Here is a 24,608-nt window from a genome sequence, read left to right on the forward strand (position 1 = left end):
ATCCTTCAAAAAATAAAAGAAAATTTAATAATTAAACTAACATTTTTTTACAAATGGCTACCAAACCACTGTATTGGTATACTAGAGAAAGATTCGGTTAATTTGGAGGGATAAGATCGTGAAAATTGCATTTATTTCAGATATACATGGTAATGCTGTTGCACTTGAAGCAGTCTTAAAAGATCTAAAAAAGAAAAATATTGAAAAAATATGTGTTCTTGGTGACATATGCTATAGAGGACCTGAACCAAAAAGATCGTTAGAACTTATTCAATCCTTACAAGCTGATGTAATAAAAGGAAATGCTGATGAATGGATTGTGAGAGGGGTTCGGCAAGGAGAAGTTCCTGATGGAGCTCTTGTAATGATGAACAAGGAACGTGAATGGATATTTTCAAACCTTGAATCAACAGATATCGACTATTTATCTCAGCTACCTACAGAGTTATGCCTAAATGAACATGGTATTGAAATCTTTGCTTTTCATGCAACACCTAATAGTTTATTTGAAGTGATACCCCAAAATGTAGAAGATAGTCTGTTACATGAAAAGGTGCTATCGAAAAAGGATGCAACTATTTATCTTTATGCTCATATTCATAAGCCTTATATTCGGTACATTAATGGTAGAGTGATCATGAATATTGGGAGTGTAGGATTACCCTTTGATGGTGTAACCAAAGCATCTTACGGTGTTATCACAATTGATGAGAGTGGATTTAGTACATCTATTGAAAGAGTTGGCTATGATATTGAAAAGGTTATGAAACAGTATAGAGAATTCGGTTATCCAAATGCTGATATGATGATACAGGTCCTTAAAAACGGTAGGATATAAAATAGATTTATTTCTCGGGAAAGCGCAAAACTTGACAAAAAGGTAGTTCTTTGTCGTAATATGCTGGTTTATGAAATGTAAGATTTCTCGGATGAATTTTTTGTGGAATCAGATAAGGATGAGGCTCTACCGGTTATTCTCAACAAATTGGTAGAGCTGGTTTATTTCTTCCATGTGTGTTACACCTTCATTTGATGGTGTTTCAAGAACAAAAGGAATTTCTGATAATAGATCTAACTGAAACAATTTAATAAATTCATCACTCTCTATGAATCCAGTACCAAAAATATTCGCATGTCTATCTTTACGTGATCCAAGCGGGTATTTAGAATTATTTAAGTGTATAGCTTCCAGATATTCAAGGTAACCTAGTTCAATTGCTTTTTGCCAAAATTCCTCATTTTGTTGCCCGCTCCATAGACCACTTGCAAAAGCATGACAAGTATCGAGGCAAAATCCGACTTTTTCGGGATTATCTATTAGGCTCCTAATTTGAACAAGCTCTTCCAATGTTGTCCCCAGTGCTCCTGATGTACCGGCATTATTTTCAATTAACAACTTGCATTTTCCATTCCATTGGGATAAAACAAGATTTAACATCTCAATCATTATCTGATAGCTTGTCAGTGGGTGATCTGCATCGAGAAGATGCCCGAAATGAACAACTACTCCGATAGATCCACAACTTTCGGCAATCTCTAAATCATTTAACAATGATGCGATCGTTAGTTCTTTTTTCTCTAATGATGGAGTAAGAGAAGTTGGGTAAGGTGTATGTGCTATGGATACAAGATCATGTTCATTACAAAATCCGGAGCATTGATTTGCATCTTCTAAATTAAACACTTTCACTGACAAGCTCCTTGGATTTTTCGGAAAGTACTGAAATGCTTTAGCACCTATGGTATATGCATGTTTAGCAGCGGCAAAATATCCATTTTTAATACTCACATGACAACCAAATTTCATTTATCTCACCCTAACCGTCACTTTAGTTGCTTTTCATCTTCTTATTATTTATAAAATAAAACACTTTATTCTTAGTTGATTATATATTGTAAAACATATCATTTGTTATTTAGTCTTATAAATATTAACCTTATTAAATAATAGCTTATTACATTGAAAGAGGAGGGCTTTTTTGAATTCTCAGCAATTAAATGCACTACATAAAGAAAAGATTTGGACACGTGACTTTATATTAATTTGTATATCAAACTTTTTTATATTCCTTGGTTTTCAAATGACTTTGCCAACGATTCCGCTTTATGTAGAAGAGTTAGGGGGAAATGACCAGTTAATTGGGATTGTTGTTAGTATTTTCACTTTTTCAGCCTTATTAGTAAGATCCTATGCAGGGCATGCACTTGAAACAAGAGGCAGAAAAATTGTGTATTTAACTGGTATTTTGATTTTTATTGTTTCCGTTGGATCCTTTGGCTTTCTGCCGGCAATAGGATTTTTATTTTTTATGAGATTTATTCAAGGTATTGGTTGGGGGTTTTCTACAACAGCATCTGGAACAATTGCGAGTGATATCATCCCTTCAAAGAGACGTGGAGAAGGTATGGGATACTATGGCTTATCAGGAAACATCGCATTAGCCTTTGGGCCATCATTGGGACTTTCCTTAGCGGGGGTTTTATCATATACACAATTATTTATGATTTGTGCAATCCTAGGGTTAATAGCGTTCCTTCTTTCTTCAAGAATACATTATAAAACCATCGAGAAAACCCAACAAGTAGGTAAAAAAGAAAAATGGGATATTTATGAAAAAACTGCACTTAAACCGTCCCTATTGCTTTTTTTCATTACAGTAACTTTTGGGGGAATTGCGTCATTCCTGCCATTATATACTGCTCAAAAAGGAATTTCAGGTATACAATGGTATTTCCTTGTTTTTGCTTTGGCCTTGATGGCATCCAGAACGTTTGCTGGAAAAATATATGATGTAAAAGGACATCGTGCAATTTTTATACCTGGAACTATTCTCATTGTAGCTGCTATGATTTTATTAGCGTGGTTATTAAATACAACCGTTCTGTTAATTGCTGCTGTATTATATGGAATAGGCTTTGGATCCGTACAGCCAGCTCTACAGGCATGGTCAATAGAGAATGCGCCGAAACATAGAAGAGGTATGGCAAATGCAACCTTCTTTTCTTCCTTTGATCTAGGTGTTGGAATGGGTGCTTTATTATTTGGGCAGATAGGTCATTTATTCGGATACCATACAATTTATTTGGTTTCAGCTTTTTCTGTTTTCGTGTCAATCATATTATATATAGTTCTTATCAACAACGATAAAAAAGAGTTGTAAGGTATTCTGTCATGCTACTAGAAAAACAATGTCAGATATTCTTACAAACGACTTTTAGTATATGAGTTTTCTGATAATATGATAGTAACAGATCAAAGAGAAAGGGTTGTGTTCTTAATGACTATTAGAGAGATAAGAGAAAATATGATTAAAAAAGTAGCGGATGAGTTTAAGATTACTCCTGAACAAGCAATAGAACTTATTAATAGCAGTTTCGAGATAGGGGAACCAGAGTGAGTAGATCGTTTCCTGGTGGCCCTATGATAAATAAGAAAGAGAGGCATCTAAAAAGGATGTCTCTTCATTATTATGGGCATTTTTGTGTGTTAACTTTTCTTACGTATAAAATTTTTGAAGTAAAGTATTTCTTAGGAAAAAACATGAGAGAAAAGACGGAATATTATAAATAAACCGAAAATTTCATAAATAATTCTTGTTAGAAAACGGTTACTGTTGCTAAAGTAAAAAAGAGATTAACTGAACGAAATTTATCATTTATAAGAGGGGATTCATATGGAGAAAAGTATGTCGTACCGTGATAAAAAAGTAATGTCAATGGGAACAGTATGTGAAATGACAGGATTATCGGAGAGAAGAATCCGCTACTATGAAGAAAGAAAACTAATTTTTCCTGAGCGTACTTCAACTGGTTTCCGTAAATATTCCTTTTCAGATATTGAAAAACTAATGGACATTGCAGAAAAAGTTGAAGAAGGTGTTCAAACAGATGAAATACGGAGAGATTATAGAAAAAAGGAAACAGATGCTGAATTAAAGAAAAAAATGATTAGAGGACAATTAAACTCACACTTCCAGAGAAGCGGATTTAAGTAAATGATAACGAATAGAGAATGCGTAAACATTGCATTCTTTTTTTATATGTAGAAATGTATATAAAATAGTCATGTGCCTAGCTTTCTATAAAATATGATAAAAAGAGGATTGAAAGGGAGGTGAAAGCATGGCCGTTGTAAAAGCAACTGAAACAGATATTGCCTTATTAGCTAGGCTGCTTCGTGCAGAAGCTGAAGGAGAAGGAATTCAAGGTATGCTTTTAGTCGGAAATGTAGGAATAAATCGGATTCGTTCCAACTGTTCGGATTTTAAGGGATTACGAACAATTCCGAATATGATTTTTCAACCACATGCTTTTGAAGCCACAACCAAAGGTTATTTTTTTCAAAGGGCTAGGGAAAGTGAAAAAAGACTTGCTCGTAGAGTCGTAAACGGTGATAGGTTTTGGCCGGCGAAATTTAGCCTATGGTATTTTCGTCCTCAGGGTGATTGTCCTTCACAATGGTACAATCAGCCGCTTGTGGGGAGATTCAAACTTCATTGTTTTTATGAGCCTACTGCAGAAGAATGTGAAAATATCTATAATACATTTTGATGGCGTTAAGAAGGAAAACGACATTCCTAATCCTCCTGTTCGTTTTCCTTTTTATGTGTGTTCATTCTTCATTTTTTTAAATGCGCCCCAAACTGTTTGCTCCATTATGTACCTCAACACATGTTCTTGCATGCTTTCTCATTATTTCAAGATTGATGAGCTTTATTTCAACAAAACTAAATGTATCTGAATGAAATGATAGAATAAGTTTATATAATTCCTTAACTGCGTCCGAAAAGATGGAAAATGTAAATTTTTGTTCAATCTACCTGATTTCAAAACAAAAAGAGACAAAAAATTCACTATCATTTTCAAACCATATATTAGAGACTTTACATTTGTTCATTGAGTGTCCGTTACAGGAAGACAACTTAAAATACTTAATGATCATATAAAGTACCACTAATTATTTTTGTATAATATTCAATAATACTAAACATAAAGGCAGAAGCAGAGGGAAAATCAATAATTGGATTTAAGTCTAAACAAATTTTTTATAAAGTAATGCTTTTTGAAAAGGCTCAATACAGATTTTTATCGACATAATATACATCCAATTTAACATTTACCGACGAATTTATATAAAATTAACAAAAATATTACAAAACTCTTGATCAATCTTTACCAAAACCTAGTAAGCTTTTCATATTAAATTAAAATTTGGGAGGTTGCTAGGTTGAAATTCCAGCATATTATGAGAAAAACCATTTTTGCTGCTGCTTCATGTGTACTGCTTCTTTCTCCTGTTCAAACATCTGCTGCTAATCATGTAATGAAATATGATGGAGAACATGGACAAGGTGTCCATGTTCAATTACTTGGGAGATACTCCAGTGGAGCTGGAATTGGTGAGGGAGGAACAGAGATTGTTGCGTATGATTCAATCTCCAAACATGCTTTTTCAGTAAATGGTTCAGCAAAGGCAGTAGATATTATTGATTTAAATGTTCTTAATGATTCTCAAGTGATCCCTCGTGTAAAACAGATCAATTTAAAAGATTTAGGTGTAGCTGCTTCTGATGTTACAAGTGTAGCGATTCATCCAAAAGGCGGGTATATTGCTGTTTCGGCACCTGCCGCAAATAAAGTCGATCCCGGACATGTTGTATTTTTGTCAACAGAAGGTGTTTATCTATCACATGTAAAAGTTGGAGCCTTACCGGATATGCTGACATTTACTCCGGATGGTTCCTATGTGCTTGTTGCCAATGAAGGGGAGCCAAGTGATGATTACCAAACCAATCCAGAGGGTTCTGTTAGTATGATTGATGTCTCAAATGGTGTGGAAGGAATAACAAATGATAGTGTCACAGCTATTGAATTTGAAGAGGATATAATCGAAGAAGGAGTAAGAAAGGTTTCAGAAACTTCTACATTTGCCCAAGATCTTGAACCGGAATACATTGTTGTGGATGAAGAGAGTAAATATGCTTTTGTTGCACTACAGGAAAATAATGCGATAGCAAAACTGGATCTTCTTGCAAAAAGATTTGTCCAAGTAAAAAGTCTCGGATATAAGGATTATTCTTTAGGGGAAAATAAGATGGATGCTTCAAATGAGGATAATGAGATCAACATCACTAACTGGCCTGTTTTATCAATGTACCAACCTGATGGAATGGCATCATACAAAGTGGATGGACAAACATACATATTATCGGCTAATGAAGGTGATGCACAGGATTATGATGGCTTTTCAGAGGAAGAAAGGGTAGCGGATCTGAAAGAATCCTATGAATTAAATGCTGATTTATATGAGGGATATACTCAAGAACAATTGAATCAGCTTATTGAAAATGGACTTTTTAATGAAGAACAAGTAGGAAGGCTGAATACAACAATATCAGCACCAAAGAATGATAATGGTAAATATGAGGCGATTTATGGGTATGGAGCCAGGTCGTTTTCTATATGGAATGCTAATTCATTAGATTTAACATATGATAGTGGTTCTGATTTTGAGGAAATCACAAAGCAGGTATATGGGGAATATAACTTTAATTCTAATAATGATGAAAATAATTTTGACTCCCGCAGTGATGATAAAGGGCCGGAGCCGGAGACAGTAACAATTGGTCATGTTCAAGGTCAGAATTATGCTTTCATTGGCTTAGAGCGTGTTGGTGGAATCATGGTTTACGATATAGACAACCCTGAAAAACCGGTATTTAATAGATACTTCTCATCACGGATCTTTAATGGCGAGGAAAAGGTAACACTTGGTAATGGTGATACAGCTCCGGAAGGTTTAACTTTTATTCCGGCAGATGAAAGTCCAACTGGTCAAAATATTCTTTTAGCAGCACATGAAGTTTCCGGAACAATTGCTGCTTATCAAATTGGGATTGAAGTTGAAGAAGAGGAAAGTGAGCATCCGAATGAACCGGTTGATGAAGAGCAACCTGAAACAGAAGTTCCCGATGAAAACCAACAACCAACAATTGACGAGGACCCTAAAGAGCCTACTGATGGTGAAACAATTGACAACAATGGTCATCAGGAGCTTGTAGTAACAGAGGATAAAGAAGAAGTTAGACAAAATGATCAGGTATTATCAGAACAACAAAAGATCACAGCTGCATTAGATGAAGCAGAAAAATCAGAAAGTGAAAACGGTTATTTCTTACCAAATACAGCTACGAATAACTTTACTATTCTTTTACTGGGAATGGTAAGTGTCATTGTTGGTATAGGGCTGGTAGTAAAGAAAAGATTTATGGTAAAAGAATAGAAAGATATAATGTGAGAGTGGGGATAAATTCCTGCTCTTTTTTTATAAAGGATAGAGAGATACTTGGTCTAAGTTAAGTTTAATGGGAAAATTGGTATGTTTAGGTATTTTGATATTTAAAAATAACGTTGAAATTGGTCTAATATAATATTTTTATTGATTATTTTGAATCTTTTGTCGAAAAAGAGTTGTTAATTACCTTATGAAAGATATAAAATAGAGAAATATAGAAACTTGAATGAACATAACTTAATATGCTCAGAAGTGTTGATGAAGATAAATTATTTGAGTGGGAGAGTTAAGACATGATGACAAAAACTAAGATCGATGTAACATTAAGCAAAACAAAGAAGGAAAAACCACAATCAGATCAATTAGAATTTGGACGTGTATTTACAGATCATATGTTTGTAATGGATTATAGCCCAACAAAAGGATGGCATGATGCGAGAATCGTTCCATATGAACCTATTTCGTTAAGTCCGGCCTCAATGGTTTTTCATTATGGGCAAACTGTTTTTGAAGGATTAAAGGCATACCGTACACAAGATGATAAAGTATTGCTATTTAGACCGGAAAAAAATATGTACAGATTGAATTTATCGAACGAACGGCTGTGTATTCCACAAATCGATGGTGAATTTGTCATTGAAGCTTTAAAACAATTGGTTTCGATTGAAAAAGAATGGATCCCTACAGCGGAAGGAACTTCACTATATATTCGTCCATTTATTATTCCGACAGAATATTTTTTAGGTGTTGCACCATCTAATTTTTATCGTTTTATGATCATTCTTTCTCCAGTAGGCTCATATTATAAGGAAGGTATCCAACCTGTAAAAATCTTTGTTGAAAATCATTATGTTCGTGCAGTTGATGGCGGTACAGGTAAGGCGAAAACCGGTGCAAACTACGCTGCGAGCTTAAAAGCTCAGGAAGAAGCAGCGAAAAAAGGTTACTCACAGGTATTATGGTTGGATGGAGTGGAGAAGAAATATATCGAAGAAGTAGGAAGTATGAATATTTTCTTCAAAATTAATGGTGAGGTTGTTACACCTGAGTTAAATGGTAGTATTTTAGAAGGTGTAACAAGAAATTCAATTATTGAATTATTAAAATCTTGGGATATCCCCGTGTCAGAACGAAAAATATCTATGGAAGAAATTTATGACACCTATAAAAAAGGCCAACTTGAGGAAGTGTTCGGTACTGGAACAGCAGCAGTTATCTCTCCAGTTGGTGAGTTCCTATATAATGAACAAAAAATGGTGATTAACGATGGTTTAACCGGCGAACTATCTAAAAAACTATACGATACATTATCAGGTATTCAAAGAGGCACAATGCAGGATCCATTTAATTGGGTAGTAGAAGTAAACTGATTTTGAAAAGACCGCCACATTTTAGGTGGTCTTTTTATTGCCTGTTTTATCTCTATAAGTTCATTTCTCAAACATACTCCTCCATTAAAATCATATCCTGTCATATATAGATTCTCTAATTCAAAAAACAAATAAATCTTTTAGAAAAAAAGCTGTAATAAATTTGAAACATTTTGTTTCGTTTATTCGTCTTACATATATATTTAATAATGATACTCCTCCTTAATAAAAAAATTCGCTCTTTCAAGGGAATTTTTAACAATAAAGAAGGATATTTTGATAAAATATGAAATATAATTGTAATGATTGTAAAAAATATTATGTTTTTATAATATTGTTATAGTTTTAGAAAATTTATAGGGAAATGTGGGAGTACTATGAGAAAAAAGTGTGTATCGACAATGATTCTCTTATTGATGATGGCAGGCTGTAGTTCGAATGTGGCAAACGGTAGTCAAGAAGAAGGTCCATTACCAGTCAGTCAAATGACCACACATCTGTCACAACTATCTGAGAAAAAAGTAGAGTATGCAGTAAATTTATTACATCCTAAAACGAAAGATATCCTATATTCCTTTATTCCAACCGTTCATGAGAATCAAGATGAGTATAAAAAAGAAATTGCCAAAATTGCAGATGAATTAGCAACCAGCCTGGATCAGGCGATGGTTCCTGCCAAATACACCGGCAATGGTCAATTAACAGCAGGCAAGAGCCGTGTGATTTTGGATGAAAGTAAATTAGTTGATATGCTTCTGAATGTCAGGCCGTTGGATAAAACGTTAGATCTGCCATTAGAAGTAGCGGAACCCAATGTAACAGCTGAAACTGTTAAAGGGGTAAATGAAGTAGTTATCGGAAGCTATAAAACTTCGTTTGATCCTAGTGTGACCGGACGCTCTCAAAATATTTTCTTATCAGCAAATGAAATTAACCAAATTGTACTTGGACCTGGGGATCGCTTTTATTTTAATCTGGTTGTTGGTGAACGAACAACTGCGAGAGGTTATCAAAAAGCAAAGGAAATAGTCAATAAAGAATTTGTTGAAGGAATCGGTGGAGGAATATGCCAAACTTCTTCTACCTTATATAATGCTGTCGCAGAGGCTGGATTGGAAATTATTGAACTTCACTCTCATTCAAGGTCTGTTGGATATGTTCCGGCTGGGAAAGATGCAACTGTATCGTGGGGAGGTCCGGACTTTAAATTTATGAATAACAAAGATTATCCTGTGATGATCAAAACAATCGTAGATAAACAATCCGGATCAATTGAGATTCAAATTTTAGCATCAAAACAAAATGCTGCAAAGGTATAAGGAAAAAGAATATTGTTGAATAAAAAAACTGGTGCCACCAGTTTTTTTATTTTTAGTAAATATATAAAATCTTCCTTTTCATCACACTCCTATAAAAGGACTTTTTATAGTATGATAGTAGAAGATTGCTTGATAGAAAGGAACGAATAATATGTCATATAAAATGATTGTATTAGATTTAGATGATACCTTACTTTGTGATGATCATACCGTTTCAGTTCGAACAAAAGATGCGTTGATGAAAGCACAAGAGCTTGGAGTGAAAGTTGTCCTGGCTTCAGGTCGTCCTACATTTGGGATGAGACATATTGCTCAAGAATTACATTTGGATCATTATGGAAGCTTCATTCTTTCATTTAACGGTGGGAAAATAATAAACTGCTCAACCGATGAAGAAATGTTTAGCAGTACACTAAGTCCTGAAGCTATCCATAAGTTATATGAAGTAAGTGTAAGAGAGGGCGTTTTTATTCACACGTATATGGGGGACGAAATTATTACCCAAGATGAAAATCCTTACACAGACATTGAAGCAAATTTAACAGGCTTACCAATAAAGATTGTTTCTAATTTTGTGAATGCTGTGAATGAACCCGTTGTAAAAAGCTTAATGGTGGGACCTCCTGAACAATTGAAGGAAGTTGAAAGAAAGTTACAAACAGAACTTGCAGATGAATTTAGTATCATGCGGTCCAAGCCTTATTTCTTAGAGTTTACGGAAAAAGGTGTTACAAAAGGGACAAGCTTAGATCAATTAATACAAGCTTGTGGAATCAAGCGTGAGGAAGTAATTGCCGTTGGCGATAGTTATAATGATTTATCAATGATTGAGTTTGCGGGACTGGGAGTAGCAATGGGAAATGCTCCTGATGACATCAAAGAAAAATCTAATTTTGTAACAGATACGAACATGAATGATGGTGTTGCAAAAGTGGTGGAAGAATTTATTCTTTTAGCCCATCATGTAGAAGTATAAATTACTGGAATATCAAAGACTAACAGTCAATCTGTTGGTCTTTTTCTTTTGCTGACTAAAAACTATGTTAGATAAACTAACGCATTTATAACGTCAAATAGTTCACAAATGTATAATTTTAATTAATATATCGTAGGAATAATTTCCAAATCGTTTAAGGTTGTTATATTTGGTAACTTTTACCATTAAAAATGCCTAAATACTCAGTATGTGACATTCGACGGAAATACAAGATATCGGTCAATAAAAGAATTGTTGATATATGAAAAGGTGGGAGAGGATGCGATCAGATGTTTATGAAATACTTGAGTCGATCTCACAAACAAAAGTCAAGAAGGTGCTTGCCACAATTATAAATGTTGAAGGTTCTTCATATAAAAAAGGTGGCTCCATGATGCTAATAGATGAAAATGGAGAACAAACTGGCTTATTAAGTGGTGGTTGTCTGGAAGAAGACCTTCATGCAAGATCTAAAGATTTATTAGAAGCACAAGCTTCAACTATTGTGACATATGATTTATCAGCTGAAGATGATCTTTCATGGGGACAGGGGATTGGATGTAACGGTAAAATCACCGTATTAATTGAAACAATAACCTCTCAGTTATCTACCCACTTTAAAAAGGTAAAAGACTATATTGATAATGGTCAAAATGTCTCATGTGTAAAGAGGATGACGCCGGAAGGTTTTGTAACAGGCTATCTCTTTTTTACAGCAGCCTCAGAGTATTTTGGCCAATGGAATGGAGATATTCCAAATATAAATGAATTAACATTAAATAAACTATCGTTTTCAGAAAGAGGCATTTTCTTTAAACAGACAATACCTGCAAGGCCAAGGCTCTTTATTTATGGTGCTGGAACAGATGCTAGACCACTTGCCAACCTTGCCTCTTTATCAGGCTATCAAGTAATTGTTGCAGATTGGAGAGCAGGACTTTGTCATAAAGACAATTTTCCCTTTTCAAAAACTTATGTCGTTACCCCAGGTGAATTTGTGAGTACATTTTCTTTTTCAGAAGTTGATTCGATTGTGGTAATGACCCATCATTTTCAAATAGATGTTGAGTTAATTAAGTTATTAATTAAAACACGAATTCGTTATTTGGGAATATTAGGATCAAAAGATCGGGCACGCAGATTATTTAATGGGTTAAATCCTCCCGGTTGGGTTCACTTTCCTGTTGGATTAGATATTGGTGCAGAAGGACCTCATGAAATTGCCATCAGTATAATGGCAGAACTGATTCAACTAACTAAAAAGAGGAGGGATGCTAGTGTCCTCGTATGAACATATAGTTGGTATTTATTTAGCAGCTGGTCATAGCTCAAGAATGGGGACCTGTAAATTATCATTACCATTTGCCGGTGTCCCACTTGGAGCAATGGCATTAAAAGAAATCGTTCAATCAAAAATCAATTCTTTACTAATTGTTACAAAAGATCTTCAAACATCATGGCTAAGGTCAGTCGAAATGTTACTAACAAACACTATATATTGGGAAAATATCATAAGTTTGCAGACACACTTAGGTCAATCCTATTCACTTCAAGCTGGTATTCAACGAGCTATACAAATTGGAGCAGATTCTGTTGTCATTTTTTTAGCTGATCAACCCTTTATTACCTCACATATAATTAACCACCTCATCCATCAATCAGACAAGGAGAAGGATTTTGTGGCAGCGTTTGATGGTCAACATATGAAACCTCCTATATTATTTCAAAAAAAGCATTTCCATTTCTTTTGTCAACTACTGGTGATCAGGGAGCAAAAAGCCTATTGAAGAGAGGAATATTAAAGGGAGTAAAAATACATGTAGATCGTTCAAAATTAATAGATATTGATACGAAAGAACAGTATGAATATTCCAAAAGTCTTGATAACGGGGTGATCATTTGAGTCATGAAGAAGAAGGTGCGATATTAAAATCTGACATGATTGTGAAGCATCCATTATTTCTCGAAGAAGCATTTACTCAAAAGAAAGAACCCTTAGATGTATTTGTTGCAGGGGGCACATTACTTCAAGTTCATTGGGAGTCGGGGAGCCCTATTCCAAAAACGTTAATAAATCTTTCGTTACTTCAAGATCTAAAGGGGATTACTTACCAAGATTCGGGTACGTCTTCAAGAATAATAATAGGAGCTTTGACAACTATTGCAGAGTGTATAACACATCTTGTGTTGGTCAAACATGCACCATTACTCGTAAAGGCTTGCCGAAACATCGCTGCCCCTGCCGTTCGCAACAGAGCAACGATAGGGGGAAATATTGCAAGCTTTGTAGGTGATACGATACCGGCACTTTTGGCTTTAAACGCAGAGGTAAAACTGGCAATGAAAGACAAAATTCATGTTATGACTCTATGGGAATGGTTAGCTAATAAAAACCAATCACCATTTATTTTGCTAGAGATTATGATTCCTATTTCTCCTAAAGATACAAAGCATTTTTATCGAAAAGTTGGTAGAAGAGGGGCATTTATCCCTTCTATCCTTACAATAAGTGGTCAATGGCAACAAAACAACGATGGTAAGCTTCAATTTGTCCGAATTGCAGTTGGTGGAGGAAATCATCGACCAATCAGGCTTAAAAACGTTGAGCTGCTTCTACAAGAGGGAATAACGAATAAAGAGATTTTCTATAAAACGATATTGAATGAATTCCAATCATATTCAGATCCGTTTGTGTCTGAAGAGTACCGAAAAAAGGTTGCAGCAAACATCCTTATGACAGAATTAGCCAACATCATAGTTAAGGAGGGAAAAGATGGAACTAAATAGAGATAATTATCGGGGAAAATGGAGAGTTAGACCAGATGGATATGACAAGGTAACTGGTTCTTTAAAATATTTAACTGACTATACCTTCCCGAACATGTTATATGGTAAGGTCCTTAGAAGCACTTATCCACACGCGAAGATAAAATCTATTGTTACGGAAGAAGCAGAGAAATTAGAGGGTGTAAAAGCAGTAATAACGTATAAAGATGTTCCGGGTATGAATCGATTTGGTCTAATTTTTCCGGATCAGCCTGTGCTTTGTGAGGATGTAGTCCGTTATGTTGGTGATGCAGTTGCAGCAGTTGCGGCAATAAGTGAAGAGATCGCAGAAAAAGCTCTATCTCTTATCCGTGTAGAATATGAACCACTTGAAGTAATGGATAGTCCTGAAAAATCACTAAGCAGTTCCTGTATATCGTTACATCCGTCAGGAAACATTCTTCATCAGGCAAGCTATAAAAATAGTGAACAAGTTTTAATAGAGCTAGAGAATTGTCCGTATGTTGTAGAAGACACCTATGAAACTCCTAGGCAAATGCACGCCTATATGGAAACAGAAGGAGGAGTAGTCGTTCCTGAAAAAGATGGGAAAGTGACGGTTTATGCAGCAACCCAACATGGGTTCAAAGATCGAATGCAGTTAGCGAGAATTTTATCCATACCAGAAAGTAAAATACGAGTCGTTTCAAGTCCGATTGGTGGTTCATTTGGAGGTAAAGATGAGCTGAATATTCAACCATATGCAGCTTTACTTGCTTTAAAAACAAAGCAACCTGTAAAACTTCATAATAAACGAAGTGAATCAGTTAGAGCAGGTATTAAACGTCATCCAATGAAAATTAAGATGATTACTGGTGCAGATAAGGATGGTAAGCTTGTTGGTCATTATGTCAGAATTACAGCGGATACTGGAGCTTATGCAACCCTTGGACCGGCGGTTTTAGACTTTGCGGTTGAGCATGCTGCAGGTCCATATATGATTCCATATATTGATGTTGAAGGTGTATCTGTTTTTACAAATAATGGAGTTGCGGGTGAGTATCGTGGATTTGGAGGAAATCAAGTGACCTTCGCTTTAGAGACACAGATTGAAAGATTAGCAGAGTTACTGAAAATTGATTCGATTCATTTCCGTGAGAAGAACCTTCGCAATGCAGATGACCCCGGTCCATTAGGTCAACGAATTGTTAAAAATGATGGAGCAAAATCAGTGCTTACGATGATAAAGACATCATCTGTATTGATGGATCAGCCTAAGAAACATCCTAAAAAACTAACAGGAAAAGGAGTAGCGATCACGATGCACGGAGGAGGCCTTGGATACGGAAGACCTGATCCTTCAGGCGCAAGGCTTTCATTAACAAAGGATGGACAAATCGAAATTGCATTTGGTTTTGAAGAGTTTGGTCAAGGTTTAATCGCTTCGATTGAGATCATGTTAATGGAAGCACTGAATTGTAGTAAAGAAGATATAAAAATCGTGATTGGAGATACTGATCTTGTTCCTTCGTCAGGCTCCTCCACAGCATCTCGATCAACTAATATGATATGGAACGGAATTCAAAAATTAAAGGAACCATTTATAGATAAAGTATTAGATTTGGTTGCCGACTATACGAATACAACAAGGAAACTTCTCTATTTAGGTGAGAATGGAGTATGGAGAAAAGGCAAACGAAATCAATTTGTGTTAAGTTATCGCGAGCTTGGAAACTTTGCAGACCCATCCCTTATTACGTTTCAAACACATTTTCATTTTCCGACAACACCAGATCCTGTAATTGGAGGACATTATTTATATAGCTTTGCCGCAGTAGCAGCTGCGGTTGAAGTTGACTTGTTAACAGGACAAGTAAAAGTGATAAAAATGGATCATGCCGTTGCAGCTGGACCTGTCGTCAATCCTCTTGGTTATTTGGGACAAATTGAAGGTGGAGCTGTCATGGGTTTAGGGTTTACTTTATTTGAAGACTCAGTTATGGAAAATGGACGTTATCAAACAGAAAACTTCGATTCTTATTTAATACCAACGATTAAGGACATTCCAAACGAAACGACCGTAATAGTTGATGAATCTTTAATGGAAGGAGATGTGTTTGGTCCAAGAGGTGTCGGTGAAATTGGAACGGTCGCAATTGCACCTGCTATAACAGCAGCGATTCATCAAGCTTGCGGGATATGGGTGAAAAAACTACCCGTTTCTTCCGAAGAAATATTGAATGCTCTGGAGGAATTATTACCCTGTAAAGCAGGAGGTGTTTTAAGTGGCTGAGCATGTTGAAGTAAGAAATAGAATGGATGATACTAAAAGTGAAGTGACCTTCGAATTAAATGGTGAAAAAGTGGATTTAATCGTACCTCCTACTTATCGATTAGTTGATATCCTCAGGAAAGATCTGAATTTAACCGGCACTAAAATGTCATGTGAAATAGGTCGATGTGGTGCTTGTACTGTATTGATTAATGGTCAGGCTGTAACCTCTTGCTTAGTGATGGCGTATCAGCTTCAACATGCTAAAGTGGAGACAATTGAATCTATTTCCAAAAACAGTTTACACCCCATTCAGCAGGCATTCCTTGAAGAAGGAGGTCTACAATGCGGATATTGTACTCCAGGAATGATTATAGCACTAGCCGATTTACTGGAAAATAACCCTGTTCCAACTGATGAAGAGGTATTGGAGCATTTATCAGGAAATTTGTGCAGATGCACCGGATACACTGGTATTCTTCGTGCTATAAAAAATTATAAAGAGAAGATGGTAAAAAAGAGCACTATATGATAGAAGGGGAGAGTGGGGACTTGTGATAACAATACAAAAAGTGAATGAGCTTTCCAAAGAGGATTTCGTCTTAAAGTTTTGCTGGATTTTTGATGTGAAGATTGTTGAACAAGTATCGGAATTACGCCCATTTCCAAGCTATCAATTTCTTCATCTCGCTGTAAAAAAGTTGGTGAAAAAATCTCCAATTGAACAGAAACTTTTGTTGTTGCAAGCTTATCCAAGCTTTGTTGACATGATAACACATGGAAGTTCACAAAAAGCTGATAGTAAGTTAGCAGGGCTTTATTCGCTCTCTTCACGAGAATACAAAAAATTTGTTTTGTTAAATAATAAATATGAAAAGAAATTCGGATTTCCTTTTGTTATTTCTGTTCGAGGGCACAATAAACAATCCATTTATGATGTTTTAAAAAAAGAGTAAAACATTCAGAAACGGAAGAAATATTAAACTCTCTTGACGAGCTTTTACGGGTTTATTTTTATCGATTAAGAGAAACAATCCAAAATGAAGAAAATTACCATTTGGATCGACAGTCGGTGTATAAGTAAAGGAATAAGAGAAATTTGATTCCGTTCAGTTGCTGAACGGTTTTTTTCTTTAAAAAGTTTAATTGTATTAAAGGATTAAAGTATATGAAAAGCCATCGACTACCGCCATATTGGCGGTAAGTCATGTTTTTCGAATAGATATATAGTAAAGACACTGTATTTTTTAACAAGGATTTTCTCTAAGCTATTTACAACTTGTTTAAATCTCTGTAATCTATTGTTTGAATAGTAAGAGTTTTTAAATAAGGTAAAGATATTATTGGGGGAATAAAATTGATTAAAGCCATTTTCTTTGATTTAGATGATACGCTACTTTGGGATCAAAAAAGTGTAAAGGAAGCATTTGTTGCTACATGTGAAGTAGCGAAGCAACAATACGGGATTGATCCTGTCGAACTAGAGGAAGCAGTTAGAAAAGAAGCTCGGGAGCTTTATTCCTCATATGAAACCTATTCATTTACCCAAATGATTGGAATTAACCCGTTTGAAGGTCTTTGGGGGAATTTCCTTGACGATGAAGAAAATTTTAAAAAAATGAGTGCAATCGTTCCAACATATCGAAAAGATGCTTGGACTAAAGGGTTAAAAGCATGTGGAATTGATGATCCTGAATTTGGTCAAAAGTTGGCTGAGGAATTTCCGGCTCAAAGACGAAAAAGCCCATTTGTGTATGAGGAATCGTTCTCAGTTTTAGATAAACTAAAAGAAAATTACCGATTGTTATTATTAACAAATGGATCACCGGATTTACAAAATACAAAGTTAGATATTACTCCGGAGCTTGTACCCTACTTTGAACAAATTATTATTTCCGGAGCATTTGGAAGAGGAAAACCAGATCCAACTATTTTTGAGCATGCATTAGAAAAAATGAATCTTACAAAAGATGAAGCCATAATGGTAGGAGATAATTTAATGACTGATATCCTCGGAGCATCAAGAATTGGGATGAAATCAGTTTGGATTAATCGTCATAATAAAGAAAAAAACGAAGTAAAACCTGATTATGAAATCACTCATCTGGAAGAACTTTACCCGATTTTAAATGAATTAAATAATAATTAAATTTCTATTTATTCGATGGTTGAAGTTTCCATTAAATCTAATTTCTTGATTTATACAAACTATACCATTTATAGTAAGATTGTGTTCCAACATGGCCGGCAAAAAGGGGGAAAGTAATTGTTATTGTTTATTGGGGGATTAGCACTTTTTTTACTAATTTGTTACTTTATTGTACAGAGGAGCAGATGGATCAAAAACGTTCCATGTGTTGATGTCAAGAACCATGATCAAGCAAGTCAGATTGTTGATGTACGCGATTATAATAATTTATCAACAATGACTATATCAGGTGCAATTGTCATACCAATACCTTATTTAAAGCGATATTATCATGAGATTCCGTCAAAAAAGGTCCATGTAATAGCAGGAAGCCAGCTTGAAAAAAATATAGGTGTTCGTTTCTTACAAAAAAACGGTTTCGATGTGACAGGATATAGTCTTGCGGAATACACTTGTTCAAATCATTCTAAAAATATGGTTTTATAAAAGTTTTTTAAGTGAGTGGGAGCTGTTAAGTTTCCACTCTTTTTCGTTTACATGGCTTTTTACACTTTAACATGTTATAGTATGGTTCGTTATATACGATTTAGAGATAAGCTGAAATTTGCGAGGGATTGAACGAATGAAATCCACAAATCTATACATTAAATTATGGCAAAAAGCATTGCGAGCAGAAATTATGCATCTTAAAAAATATGGAAGTACAAAATACGCCCTGAAAAATGGACAACTAATGTCAAATAAGGATGGTTTTACGTATTATTTTGAATCCCTTATGCCTCTAAAGGTACCAGTTGGTTCCACGATAAAGGTAGAATCTGGTAAGTTGATTGTAAATGGCAGGATTTTATCATCTGAAGGCAAAAGTGTTATTCTTTCTTTGGAACAATCATTAGGTCATCAACTTTTTGATTTATACTTGCTTCATGACCCTTGGGAGCTATTAGATCAGCTTCATGATCGGCTTGATGAGATAAAGGAAAGTAAAAGGAAACGCGCAAGGGTAAAAAGGTTAATGAATCCTTCAAATGAAGCAAAGCATCCCATTGCTAAAATTAAATCACCTGTTCACGAACTTGTGTTAAGGAGTAAATATAACCCGGTAACATTTGTTTGGGGTCCACCAGGTACAGGAAAAACATATACATTGAGCCGGGTTGCTGCAAATAAATACAACAAAAAAGATTCGGTATTAGTTTTATCGCAAAGTAATCAAGCTGTTGATGTTCTTATGATGGAGATAACACGCTTTATCCATAATAAAGGTTTATATCGAGAAGGTGATCTTGTACGCTATGGATCACAAACAATCATACATACAAATACCAACTTAACAACAAATGAACTGATCCAAAAAAGACACCCTGATTTAGCAAACGAAAGAGCTGAGCTCTACGAAGATAGAAGGTTAATGAAAGTATCTTTAGCGGAATCATACAGTCGAAGAGACTCAGAGCAACTTCTGGTAATTGAACGTAAATTATCAAATGTTTCGGAAAAAATTCGCCATAAGGAAATAGAACTTGTTCATGATGCGGATATTGTAGGAACAACATTGGCTAAAGCAGCCACCGATCCTGCTATATATGAAAAAAACTTCGATGTGGTCATGGTCGATGAAGCTAGTATGGCTTATGTTCCACAAATTGCATTTGCGGCTTCGTTAGGGAAACGGATCATTATTTGTGGAGACTTTAAGCAATTACCACCGATTGCAACAGCCATACATCCACTTGTTGATGAATGGTTAAGAGAGGATATCTTTCATAAAGCTGGTGTAGTTGAATGGTTAAACAGAAATGATAGCCAACCTTTGCACCCTCATCTGTTTCTTTTAAAAGAGCAGAGAAGAATGCATCCTGATATCTCTTCGTTTACAAATAAATACGTGTACAATTCTCTTGTAGGTGACCATAAAAGTGTAAGAACGGCAAGACATGAGATTGTTGAGCGTAAACCATTTGCAAATTCTGCATCTGTTTTATTAGATAGTAGTTTTACTGGAATGTATTGTTTAAGTGAAAAAGCCTCTAATTCCAGATATAATTTTTGGCATTTATTATTATCATTCCAAGTCTTACATGAAGCATATATTTCAGGGTCAAGGTCAATTGGTTTTGTCACCCCTTATCGAGCTCAAGCAGTATTGATGGAGGCATTGTTAAACGAAATATATTCCGAAGAATTGATGGAGGCAGATATTATATCGGCAACCGTTCATAAATTTCAAGGAAGTGAACGTGACGTTATGGTGTTTGATACCGTGGATAGCTTTCCGCAAGAACGGCCGGGTATGCTATTAATTGGAAAGAATAGTGAAAGGTTAGTTAATGTAGCCATGACTCGAACAAGAGGTAAATTTATTCATCTTGCAGATAAGCATTTTGTCAAATCGAAGGTATATAGAGGCAAAATTATTCGCAAGCTTGTAGACCATCAAATAGCAAGGAAACAAGAGGTTTCTCCACATGAAATTGGTACTTGGATTAAAAACCAACATTCACGGGTAACATGGTTACATGCAAAGAAATTAGAATACCTTAAAAAAGATATACAACAAGCAAGAAGTTCAATTATAATCGGAATTCCAATGGAGAAGGACCTGCCTGTGGAATGGAGCACAATGTGTGGCGAAAGAAAATCAACAGTCACATTCTCTATAGTTGCAAGTCATTCTGTATCAAGAGTTAAATATGACAGATTGATAAAAAGAAACGTCCCATTTCCATTTATCATCATTGATCAGAAGTATCTGTGGCTGGGAATGCCATATGAACTATCAGAAAATAGCAAACCACCCTATGTAGCCGTTCGTGTTTCCTCTATGAAGCTGGTTGAATACGTTCATGAACAAATAATTGAATAACATTTATTGTAATAAATGAATTGGTGTGCTTGACAGCAGCCAATTCTTTTTTTATTATTTAGTTATATAATATGAACATATATACATATTTGAATATATAATAAAAGCAAGAGGTGAATGTAATGGATGAATCAGTAAATCATGAACAAAAGGATCAAGAGCAACTTGATGAAGAAACACTATTTATTGTTTCACAAACTTTTAAGGCTTTAGGAGATCCAACAAGAATTAGAATACTTCACTTATTGTCCCAAAACGAGCATTCTGTAAATGACATAGCTGAGCAGCTCTCTCTTCTTCAATCGACAGTTTCTCATCAATTAAGGTTTTTGAAAAACCTCAGATTGGTTAAATATAGACGAGAAGGTACTACATTATTTTATTCTCCTGATGATAATCATGTCATGAATGTCCTGCAGCAAACCATTCACCATGCGCAACATCATTAAGCACTCATTGGAGTTGAGAGAAATGAATGAATACAAAGTAAAAGGATTAACTTGTGCCAATTGTACAAGAGAGCTTCAGGAAGAAATTAATAAACTGCCATCAGGTGAATCAGCCTCATTAAGTTATAATACAGGAAAGCTGAAGGTAGATCATTCTGTAGATTTAAACAAGGTTAAAAAGATCTTATCTTCTGATGGAGCTTTTATAGAAGATGGAAAGGGTACCGACCATGATCATCGACATCAATCAGGTATCAATTGGATTGTTCTTCTGTCCATATCAGCTTTGCTCTATATCGCCGGGTTTATCACAGAGAATTTCTTAAATGAATATATCGCAATCGGTATGTTCCTTGCGGCAACAGTTTTAAGTGGTTATCAAACCTTTTTAAAGGGGTTAAAAAATTTAAGCAAATTTAAATTCAATATTGAAACATTAATGACAATTGCCTTGATTGGTGCATTAGGAATTGGTGAATGGAAAGAAGGTGCATTAGTCGCTATACTGTTTGGCCTGAACGAGTACTTAGAGGGACTCGGCATGCAAAAGGCGAGAAAATCCATGGAAAAGCTTCTTGAAATTGCACCAAAAGAAGCAACTGTAATAGAAAACAATGAAGAACGGATAGTCAGTATTTCCTCATTAGGTGTAGATCAGATTGTACTCGTTCGAGCAGGAGAAAAAATTCCTTCTGATGGAATCGTGATTGAAGGGAAAAGTTCTGTTAACGAAGCTGCCATTACTGGAGAAGCAATGCCTGTTGAAAAAGCAATTAATGAACCCGTTTTTGGAGGAAGTATAAATAATGAAGGAATCTTAAAAATTAAAATAACAAAAGCATATGAAGATTCATCACTGGCTAAGATCCTTCATCTTGTGGAAGAGGCACAGGAAACAAAGACACCGACGGAATTATTTATTAATAAATTTGCAAAATATTATACCCCTCTCATTATGATTATTGCAGCATTTGTTATGCTGATCCCTCCATTGCTATTGGATGGTAGTTGGGGCGATTGGTTTTATCAGGGGTTAGCTGTTTTAATTGTTGGTTGTCCATGTGCATTAGTCCTTTCTTCCCCAATTGCGATTGTGTCAGGCATAACGAAGAATGCCCGCAATGGAATTCTCATAAAAGGTGGAGTCTTCCTGGAACAATTAGGAAAGGTTACGACAATTGCCTTTGATAAAACCGGGACATTAACAAAAGGTGAACCTTATGTAGAAGATTATATTGAATATCATCCCGGCTTTCTGCAAATAGCAGCTTCCATTGAGAAAAACTCTACACATCCAATTGCAAAAGCGATCGTAAAAAAAGCAGAGGGATTATCATATCTACCTGTAGAAGAGTTAAAAACAGTGACAGGTAGTGGATTGGTTGCCCAAATTGAGGGAGTAACGTATTTTCTTGGAAATGAATCACATATGAAGAATTTCACTTTTCAACAAAATGTGATCGAACAAATTAAGCAATACAAAGAAAGAGGAATGACAATTGTCATTTTAGCAACAGACGGTGATGCTCTTGGAATTATGGGTATATCTGATGAAATTAGAGAAGAAAGTATTAATGTGATAAAAAATCTTCATGCAGCAGGAATTCAACATACGGTCATACTAACAGGTGATCATGAAAAAACGGCCGAAAAGGTAGCAGGTAAGGTAGGGGTGAAATCTTACTTTGCTAGTTTGCTACCGGATCAAAAAGTGGCAAAAATAAAAGAGCTATCAAATCGTGAAAAAGTGGCGATGGTTGGTGATGGAATAAACGATGCGCCTGCACTTGCAACAGCTGACTTAGGAATTGCAATGGGAAAAGGAACAGATAGTGCCATTGAAACAGCTGATATCGTGTTAATGCAAAATCATCTCGGGAAACTACCTAATGCAATTAAATCAGCAAAAAAGGTAAATTCAATTATTAAATTAAACATCGCACTAGCATTAGGTTTAAAACTAATTGCACTGCTCCTTACAATTCCGGGACTATTAACCCTTTGGATTGCAATTCTTTCAGATATGGGTGCTACCATTCTCGTCACATTAATTAGCTTAACCGTTTTATATGAAAAAAAGTAACATAAAAAGGATTGAGTAACTCTTAAGTTATTCAATCCTTTTTTAAAAAATACTAAAGTGAAACGCGTGTTTCGTCTGTTTCAAATCCAATTGATGTTGTTAAGTCAACAATATCAATCGAAATTAAGGCATAATCATAGTCGGTCAAATTAATTATATCCTGATCTTGTAGATTAAAGTTCAATGTATTCGTATCATGTGAGGTTACTTCATACAATTCAATTAATTTGTTTTCATTTTGATTAATTAGCTCAAGGTTTAGGCGGTATGCAATATGGTCTCTTGATGAAACTGAGAAACGAATGGTTTGATCTTTCCACTCGATTAAACTTGGTGATTCAATGATCCGTGATGAATCAATAGATAGGCCAGTTTTTTCCTCCAAAAAAGAATGTAACTTCTTGTTTTCCAGCACATTTGGAATATCTTGATTTTCATGCTGGGTACGCAGATAGAAGATCTCATTTGACATGAGATCTTCAGATTCTACTTCCCTCGTGGCACCATATAAAAGAACATAATCATCCGCTAAAATTTCTTGCGGGTAGAATGCGTGATAACGTTCATCATAATTCCAAAAAGAGTCCCACCTCATGTCAGCAACATCAATTCCTCGTATTCTTTGCCACTCTGAGAATGGAAGGTGATGTGTTGGAAAATAATGATAGGCAAAATGATGCCCATATTCATGTGAAAGTGTTCCCCGGTAATCAACGGGTGTTTCATAATTATTGCCTTGGTATAAAACAATTGTTTTCGTAAGAGAATGATAACTTCCTTTCGTGTTTGTGCTAGAATGTGTTCCACCTAAAATCCTAACTTCATTTAATTCCGATATCTCTTGCCCATGTTTATTTAATAACAGTTCTTTATATAAATCTTTCAATTTATCTTCATTCCAAGAAGGCGTATAACTCGTAAAATCTATTCCTTCAGGTGATTGAAAAGATGCAAATGTCTTATCATCTATATCAGTGGTTTCAAAGCTGATTAAAAAAGGGAATGATAATAGTAATATAATGAAAATTTGGTTAAAACGTATCATTTCTATCACATCCTTCAGC

22 protein-coding genes are annotated in these 24,608 nt (G+C 35.2%); 20 read left to right on the top strand and 2 right to left on the bottom strand.

Annotation, left to right across the window (positions count from 1 at the left end; genetic code table 11):
* The first annotated feature begins 118 nt into the window (after positions 1–118).
* A complete protein-coding gene (locus tag AC0L8O_RS08085) occupies positions 119–838 on the top strand; it encodes a metallophosphoesterase family protein (protein WP_473447235.1) in 720 nt (239 codons plus the stop codon).
* Positions 839–964: 126 nt separating this feature from the next.
* Here the strand turns inward: AC0L8O_RS08085 and AC0L8O_RS08090 are convergent, their stop codons facing one another.
* Positions 965–1,807 (bottom strand): deoxyribonuclease IV, encoded by an 843-nt coding sequence (locus AC0L8O_RS08090; RefSeq protein ID WP_473447236.1) that lies wholly within the window; start codon positions 1,805–1,807, stop codon positions 965–967.
* Positions 1,808–1,979: 172 nt separating this feature from the next.
* On the opposite strand from AC0L8O_RS08090, the gene AC0L8O_RS08095 reads away from it, so the two are divergent.
* The 19 genes from AC0L8O_RS08095 to AC0L8O_RS08185 all read left to right on the top strand — a co-directional run bounded on the left by AC0L8O_RS08095 (position 1,980) and on the right by AC0L8O_RS08185 (position 23,544).
* Positions 1,980–3,161, top strand: a complete 1,182-nt coding sequence (locus AC0L8O_RS08095; protein ID WP_473447237.1) for an MFS transporter — start codon at positions 1,980–1,982, stop codon at positions 3,159–3,161.
* Positions 3,162–3,239: 78 nt separating this feature from the next.
* Positions 3,240–3,398 carry a hypothetical protein gene (locus tag AC0L8O_RS08100; RefSeq protein WP_473447238.1) on the top strand — a complete coding sequence of 53 codons (159 nt, stop codon included), beginning with the start codon at positions 3,240–3,242 and terminating at the stop codon, positions 3,396–3,398.
* Between the two features lie 276 nt (positions 3,399–3,674).
* On the top strand, positions 3,675–3,995 hold the full coding sequence (locus AC0L8O_RS08105; RefSeq protein ID WP_026560788.1) for a MerR family transcriptional regulator: 321 nt from the start codon (positions 3,675–3,677) through the stop codon (positions 3,993–3,995).
* Between the two features lie 127 nt (positions 3,996–4,122).
* A complete protein-coding gene (locus tag AC0L8O_RS08110) occupies positions 4,123–4,551 on the top strand; it encodes a cell wall hydrolase (protein WP_473447239.1) in 429 nt (142 codons plus the stop codon).
* Positions 4,552–5,227: 676 nt separating this feature from the next.
* Positions 5,228–7,282: a choice-of-anchor I family protein gene (locus AC0L8O_RS08115; RefSeq protein WP_473447240.1), complete on the top strand. Its 2,055-nt coding sequence runs from the start codon at positions 5,228–5,230 to the stop codon at positions 7,280–7,282.
* A 308-nt stretch (positions 7,283–7,590) separates the two neighbouring features.
* Positions 7,591–8,664 (top strand): branched-chain amino acid aminotransferase, encoded by a 1,074-nt coding sequence (locus AC0L8O_RS08120; RefSeq protein ID WP_473448761.1) that lies wholly within the window; start codon positions 7,591–7,593, stop codon positions 8,662–8,664.
* Between the two features lie 377 nt (positions 8,665–9,041).
* Positions 9,042–9,983, top strand: a complete 942-nt coding sequence (locus AC0L8O_RS08125; protein ID WP_473447241.1) for a VanW family protein — start codon at positions 9,042–9,044, stop codon at positions 9,981–9,983.
* Positions 9,984–10,134: 151 nt separating this feature from the next.
* A complete protein-coding gene (locus AC0L8O_RS08130; RefSeq protein WP_473447242.1) occupies positions 10,135–10,959 on the top strand; it encodes a Cof-type HAD-IIB family hydrolase in 825 nt (274 codons plus the stop codon).
* Between the two features lie 280 nt (positions 10,960–11,239).
* Positions 11,240–12,250, top strand: coding sequence for an XdhC family protein (locus AC0L8O_RS08135; protein ID WP_473447243.1), 1,011 nt, complete (start codon positions 11,240–11,242; stop codon positions 12,248–12,250).
* Entirely contained in the window at positions 12,237–12,746 is a 510-nt protein-coding gene (locus AC0L8O_RS08140; RefSeq protein ID WP_473447244.1) for an NTP transferase domain-containing protein, read from the top strand. Before AC0L8O_RS08135 ends, AC0L8O_RS08140 begins: the two co-directional genes overlap by 14 nt.
* 112 nt (positions 12,747–12,858) lie before the next feature.
* Complete coding sequence (locus AC0L8O_RS08145) at positions 12,859–13,746, top strand: FAD binding domain-containing protein (protein ID WP_473447245.1); 888 nt, start codon at positions 12,859–12,861, stop codon at positions 13,744–13,746.
* Complete coding sequence (gene pucD, locus AC0L8O_RS08150) at positions 13,733–16,018, top strand: xanthine dehydrogenase subunit D (protein ID WP_473447246.1); 2,286 nt, start codon at positions 13,733–13,735, stop codon at positions 16,016–16,018. Before AC0L8O_RS08145 ends, pucD begins: the two co-directional genes overlap by 14 nt.
* Before the next feature lie 22 nt (positions 16,019–16,040).
* Positions 16,041–16,529, top strand: a complete 489-nt coding sequence (locus AC0L8O_RS08155; protein ID WP_473448764.1) for a (2Fe-2S)-binding protein — start codon at positions 16,041–16,043, stop codon at positions 16,527–16,529.
* A gap of 22 nt (positions 16,530–16,551) precedes the next feature.
* Positions 16,552–16,953 (top strand): 2-oxo-4-hydroxy-4-carboxy-5-ureidoimidazoline decarboxylase, encoded by a 402-nt coding sequence (locus AC0L8O_RS08160; protein WP_473447247.1) that lies wholly within the window; start codon positions 16,552–16,554, stop codon positions 16,951–16,953.
* A 401-nt stretch (positions 16,954–17,354) separates the two neighbouring features.
* Positions 17,355–18,146 carry an HAD family hydrolase gene (locus AC0L8O_RS08165; protein ID WP_473447248.1) on the top strand — a complete coding sequence of 264 codons (792 nt, stop codon included), beginning with the start codon at positions 17,355–17,357 and terminating at the stop codon, positions 18,144–18,146.
* A gap of 117 nt (positions 18,147–18,263) precedes the next feature.
* Positions 18,264–18,632, top strand: a complete 369-nt coding sequence (locus tag AC0L8O_RS08170; RefSeq protein ID WP_473447249.1) for a rhodanese-like domain-containing protein — start codon at positions 18,264–18,266, stop codon at positions 18,630–18,632.
* Between the two features lie 136 nt (positions 18,633–18,768).
* Positions 18,769–21,012: an AAA domain-containing protein gene (locus AC0L8O_RS08175; protein WP_473447250.1), complete on the top strand. Its 2,244-nt coding sequence runs from the start codon at positions 18,769–18,771 to the stop codon at positions 21,010–21,012.
* 122 nt (positions 21,013–21,134) lie between these two features.
* Positions 21,135–21,461, top strand: a complete 327-nt coding sequence (locus AC0L8O_RS08180) for an ArsR/SmtB family transcription factor (RefSeq protein ID WP_473447251.1) — start codon at positions 21,135–21,137, stop codon at positions 21,459–21,461.
* A 22-nt stretch (positions 21,462–21,483) separates the two neighbouring features.
* Positions 21,484–23,544 carry a heavy metal translocating P-type ATPase gene (locus AC0L8O_RS08185; protein WP_473447252.1) on the top strand — a complete coding sequence of 687 codons (2,061 nt, stop codon included), beginning with the start codon at positions 21,484–21,486 and terminating at the stop codon, positions 23,542–23,544.
* Between the two features lie 52 nt (positions 23,545–23,596).
* Here the strand turns inward: AC0L8O_RS08185 and AC0L8O_RS08190 are convergent, their stop codons facing one another.
* Positions 23,597–24,589, bottom strand: a complete 993-nt coding sequence (locus AC0L8O_RS08190; RefSeq protein ID WP_473447253.1) for a hypothetical protein — start codon at positions 24,587–24,589, stop codon at positions 23,597–23,599.
* Between the last annotated feature and the right edge of the window lie 19 nt (positions 24,590–24,608).

It is taken from the genome of Metabacillus sp. KJ11-3 (assembly GCF_055808295.1).

What these genes read in the sequence shown, in the direction of transcription:
- AC0L8O_RS08105 (WP_026560788.1), top strand. Translation starts at nt 3,675, where the DNA reads ATGGAGAAAAGTATGTCGTACCGTGATAAAAAAGTAATGTCAATGGGA.
- AC0L8O_RS08130 (WP_473447242.1), top strand. Translation starts at nt 10,135, where the DNA reads ATGTCATATAAAATGATTGTATTAGATTTAGATGATACCTTACTTTGT.
- AC0L8O_RS08155 (WP_473448764.1), top strand. Translation starts at nt 16,041, where the DNA reads ATGGATGATACTAAAAGTGAAGTGACCTTCGAATTAAATGGTGAAAAA.
- AC0L8O_RS08190 (WP_473447253.1), bottom strand. Translation starts at nt 24,589, where the DNA reads ATGATACGTTTTAACCAAATTTTCATTATATTACTATTATCATTCCCT.
- AC0L8O_RS08110 (WP_473447239.1), top strand. Translation starts at nt 4,123, where the DNA reads ATGGCCGTTGTAAAAGCAACTGAAACAGATATTGCCTTATTAGCTAGG.
- AC0L8O_RS08185 (WP_473447252.1), top strand. Translation starts at nt 21,484, where the DNA reads ATGAATGAATACAAAGTAAAAGGATTAACTTGTGCCAATTGTACAAGA.
- AC0L8O_RS08100 (WP_473447238.1), top strand. Translation starts at nt 3,240, where the DNA reads ATGATAGTAACAGATCAAAGAGAAAGGGTTGTGTTCTTAATGACTATT.
- AC0L8O_RS08180 (WP_473447251.1), top strand. Translation starts at nt 21,135, where the DNA reads ATGGATGAATCAGTAAATCATGAACAAAAGGATCAAGAGCAACTTGAT.
- pucD (WP_473447246.1), top strand. Translation starts at nt 13,733, where the DNA reads ATGGAACTAAATAGAGATAATTATCGGGGAAAATGGAGAGTTAGACCA.
- AC0L8O_RS08120 (WP_473448761.1), top strand. Translation starts at nt 7,591, where the DNA reads ATGACAAAAACTAAGATCGATGTAACATTAAGCAAAACAAAGAAGGAA.
- AC0L8O_RS08125 (WP_473447241.1), top strand. Translation starts at nt 9,042, where the DNA reads ATGAGAAAAAAGTGTGTATCGACAATGATTCTCTTATTGATGATGGCA.
- AC0L8O_RS08135 (WP_473447243.1), top strand. Translation starts at nt 11,240, where the DNA reads ATGCGATCAGATGTTTATGAAATACTTGAGTCGATCTCACAAACAAAA.
- AC0L8O_RS08175 (WP_473447250.1), top strand. Translation starts at nt 18,769, where the DNA reads ATGAAATCCACAAATCTATACATTAAATTATGGCAAAAAGCATTGCGA.
- AC0L8O_RS08090 (WP_473447236.1), bottom strand. Translation starts at nt 1,807, where the DNA reads ATGAAATTTGGTTGTCATGTGAGTATTAAAAATGGATATTTTGCCGCT.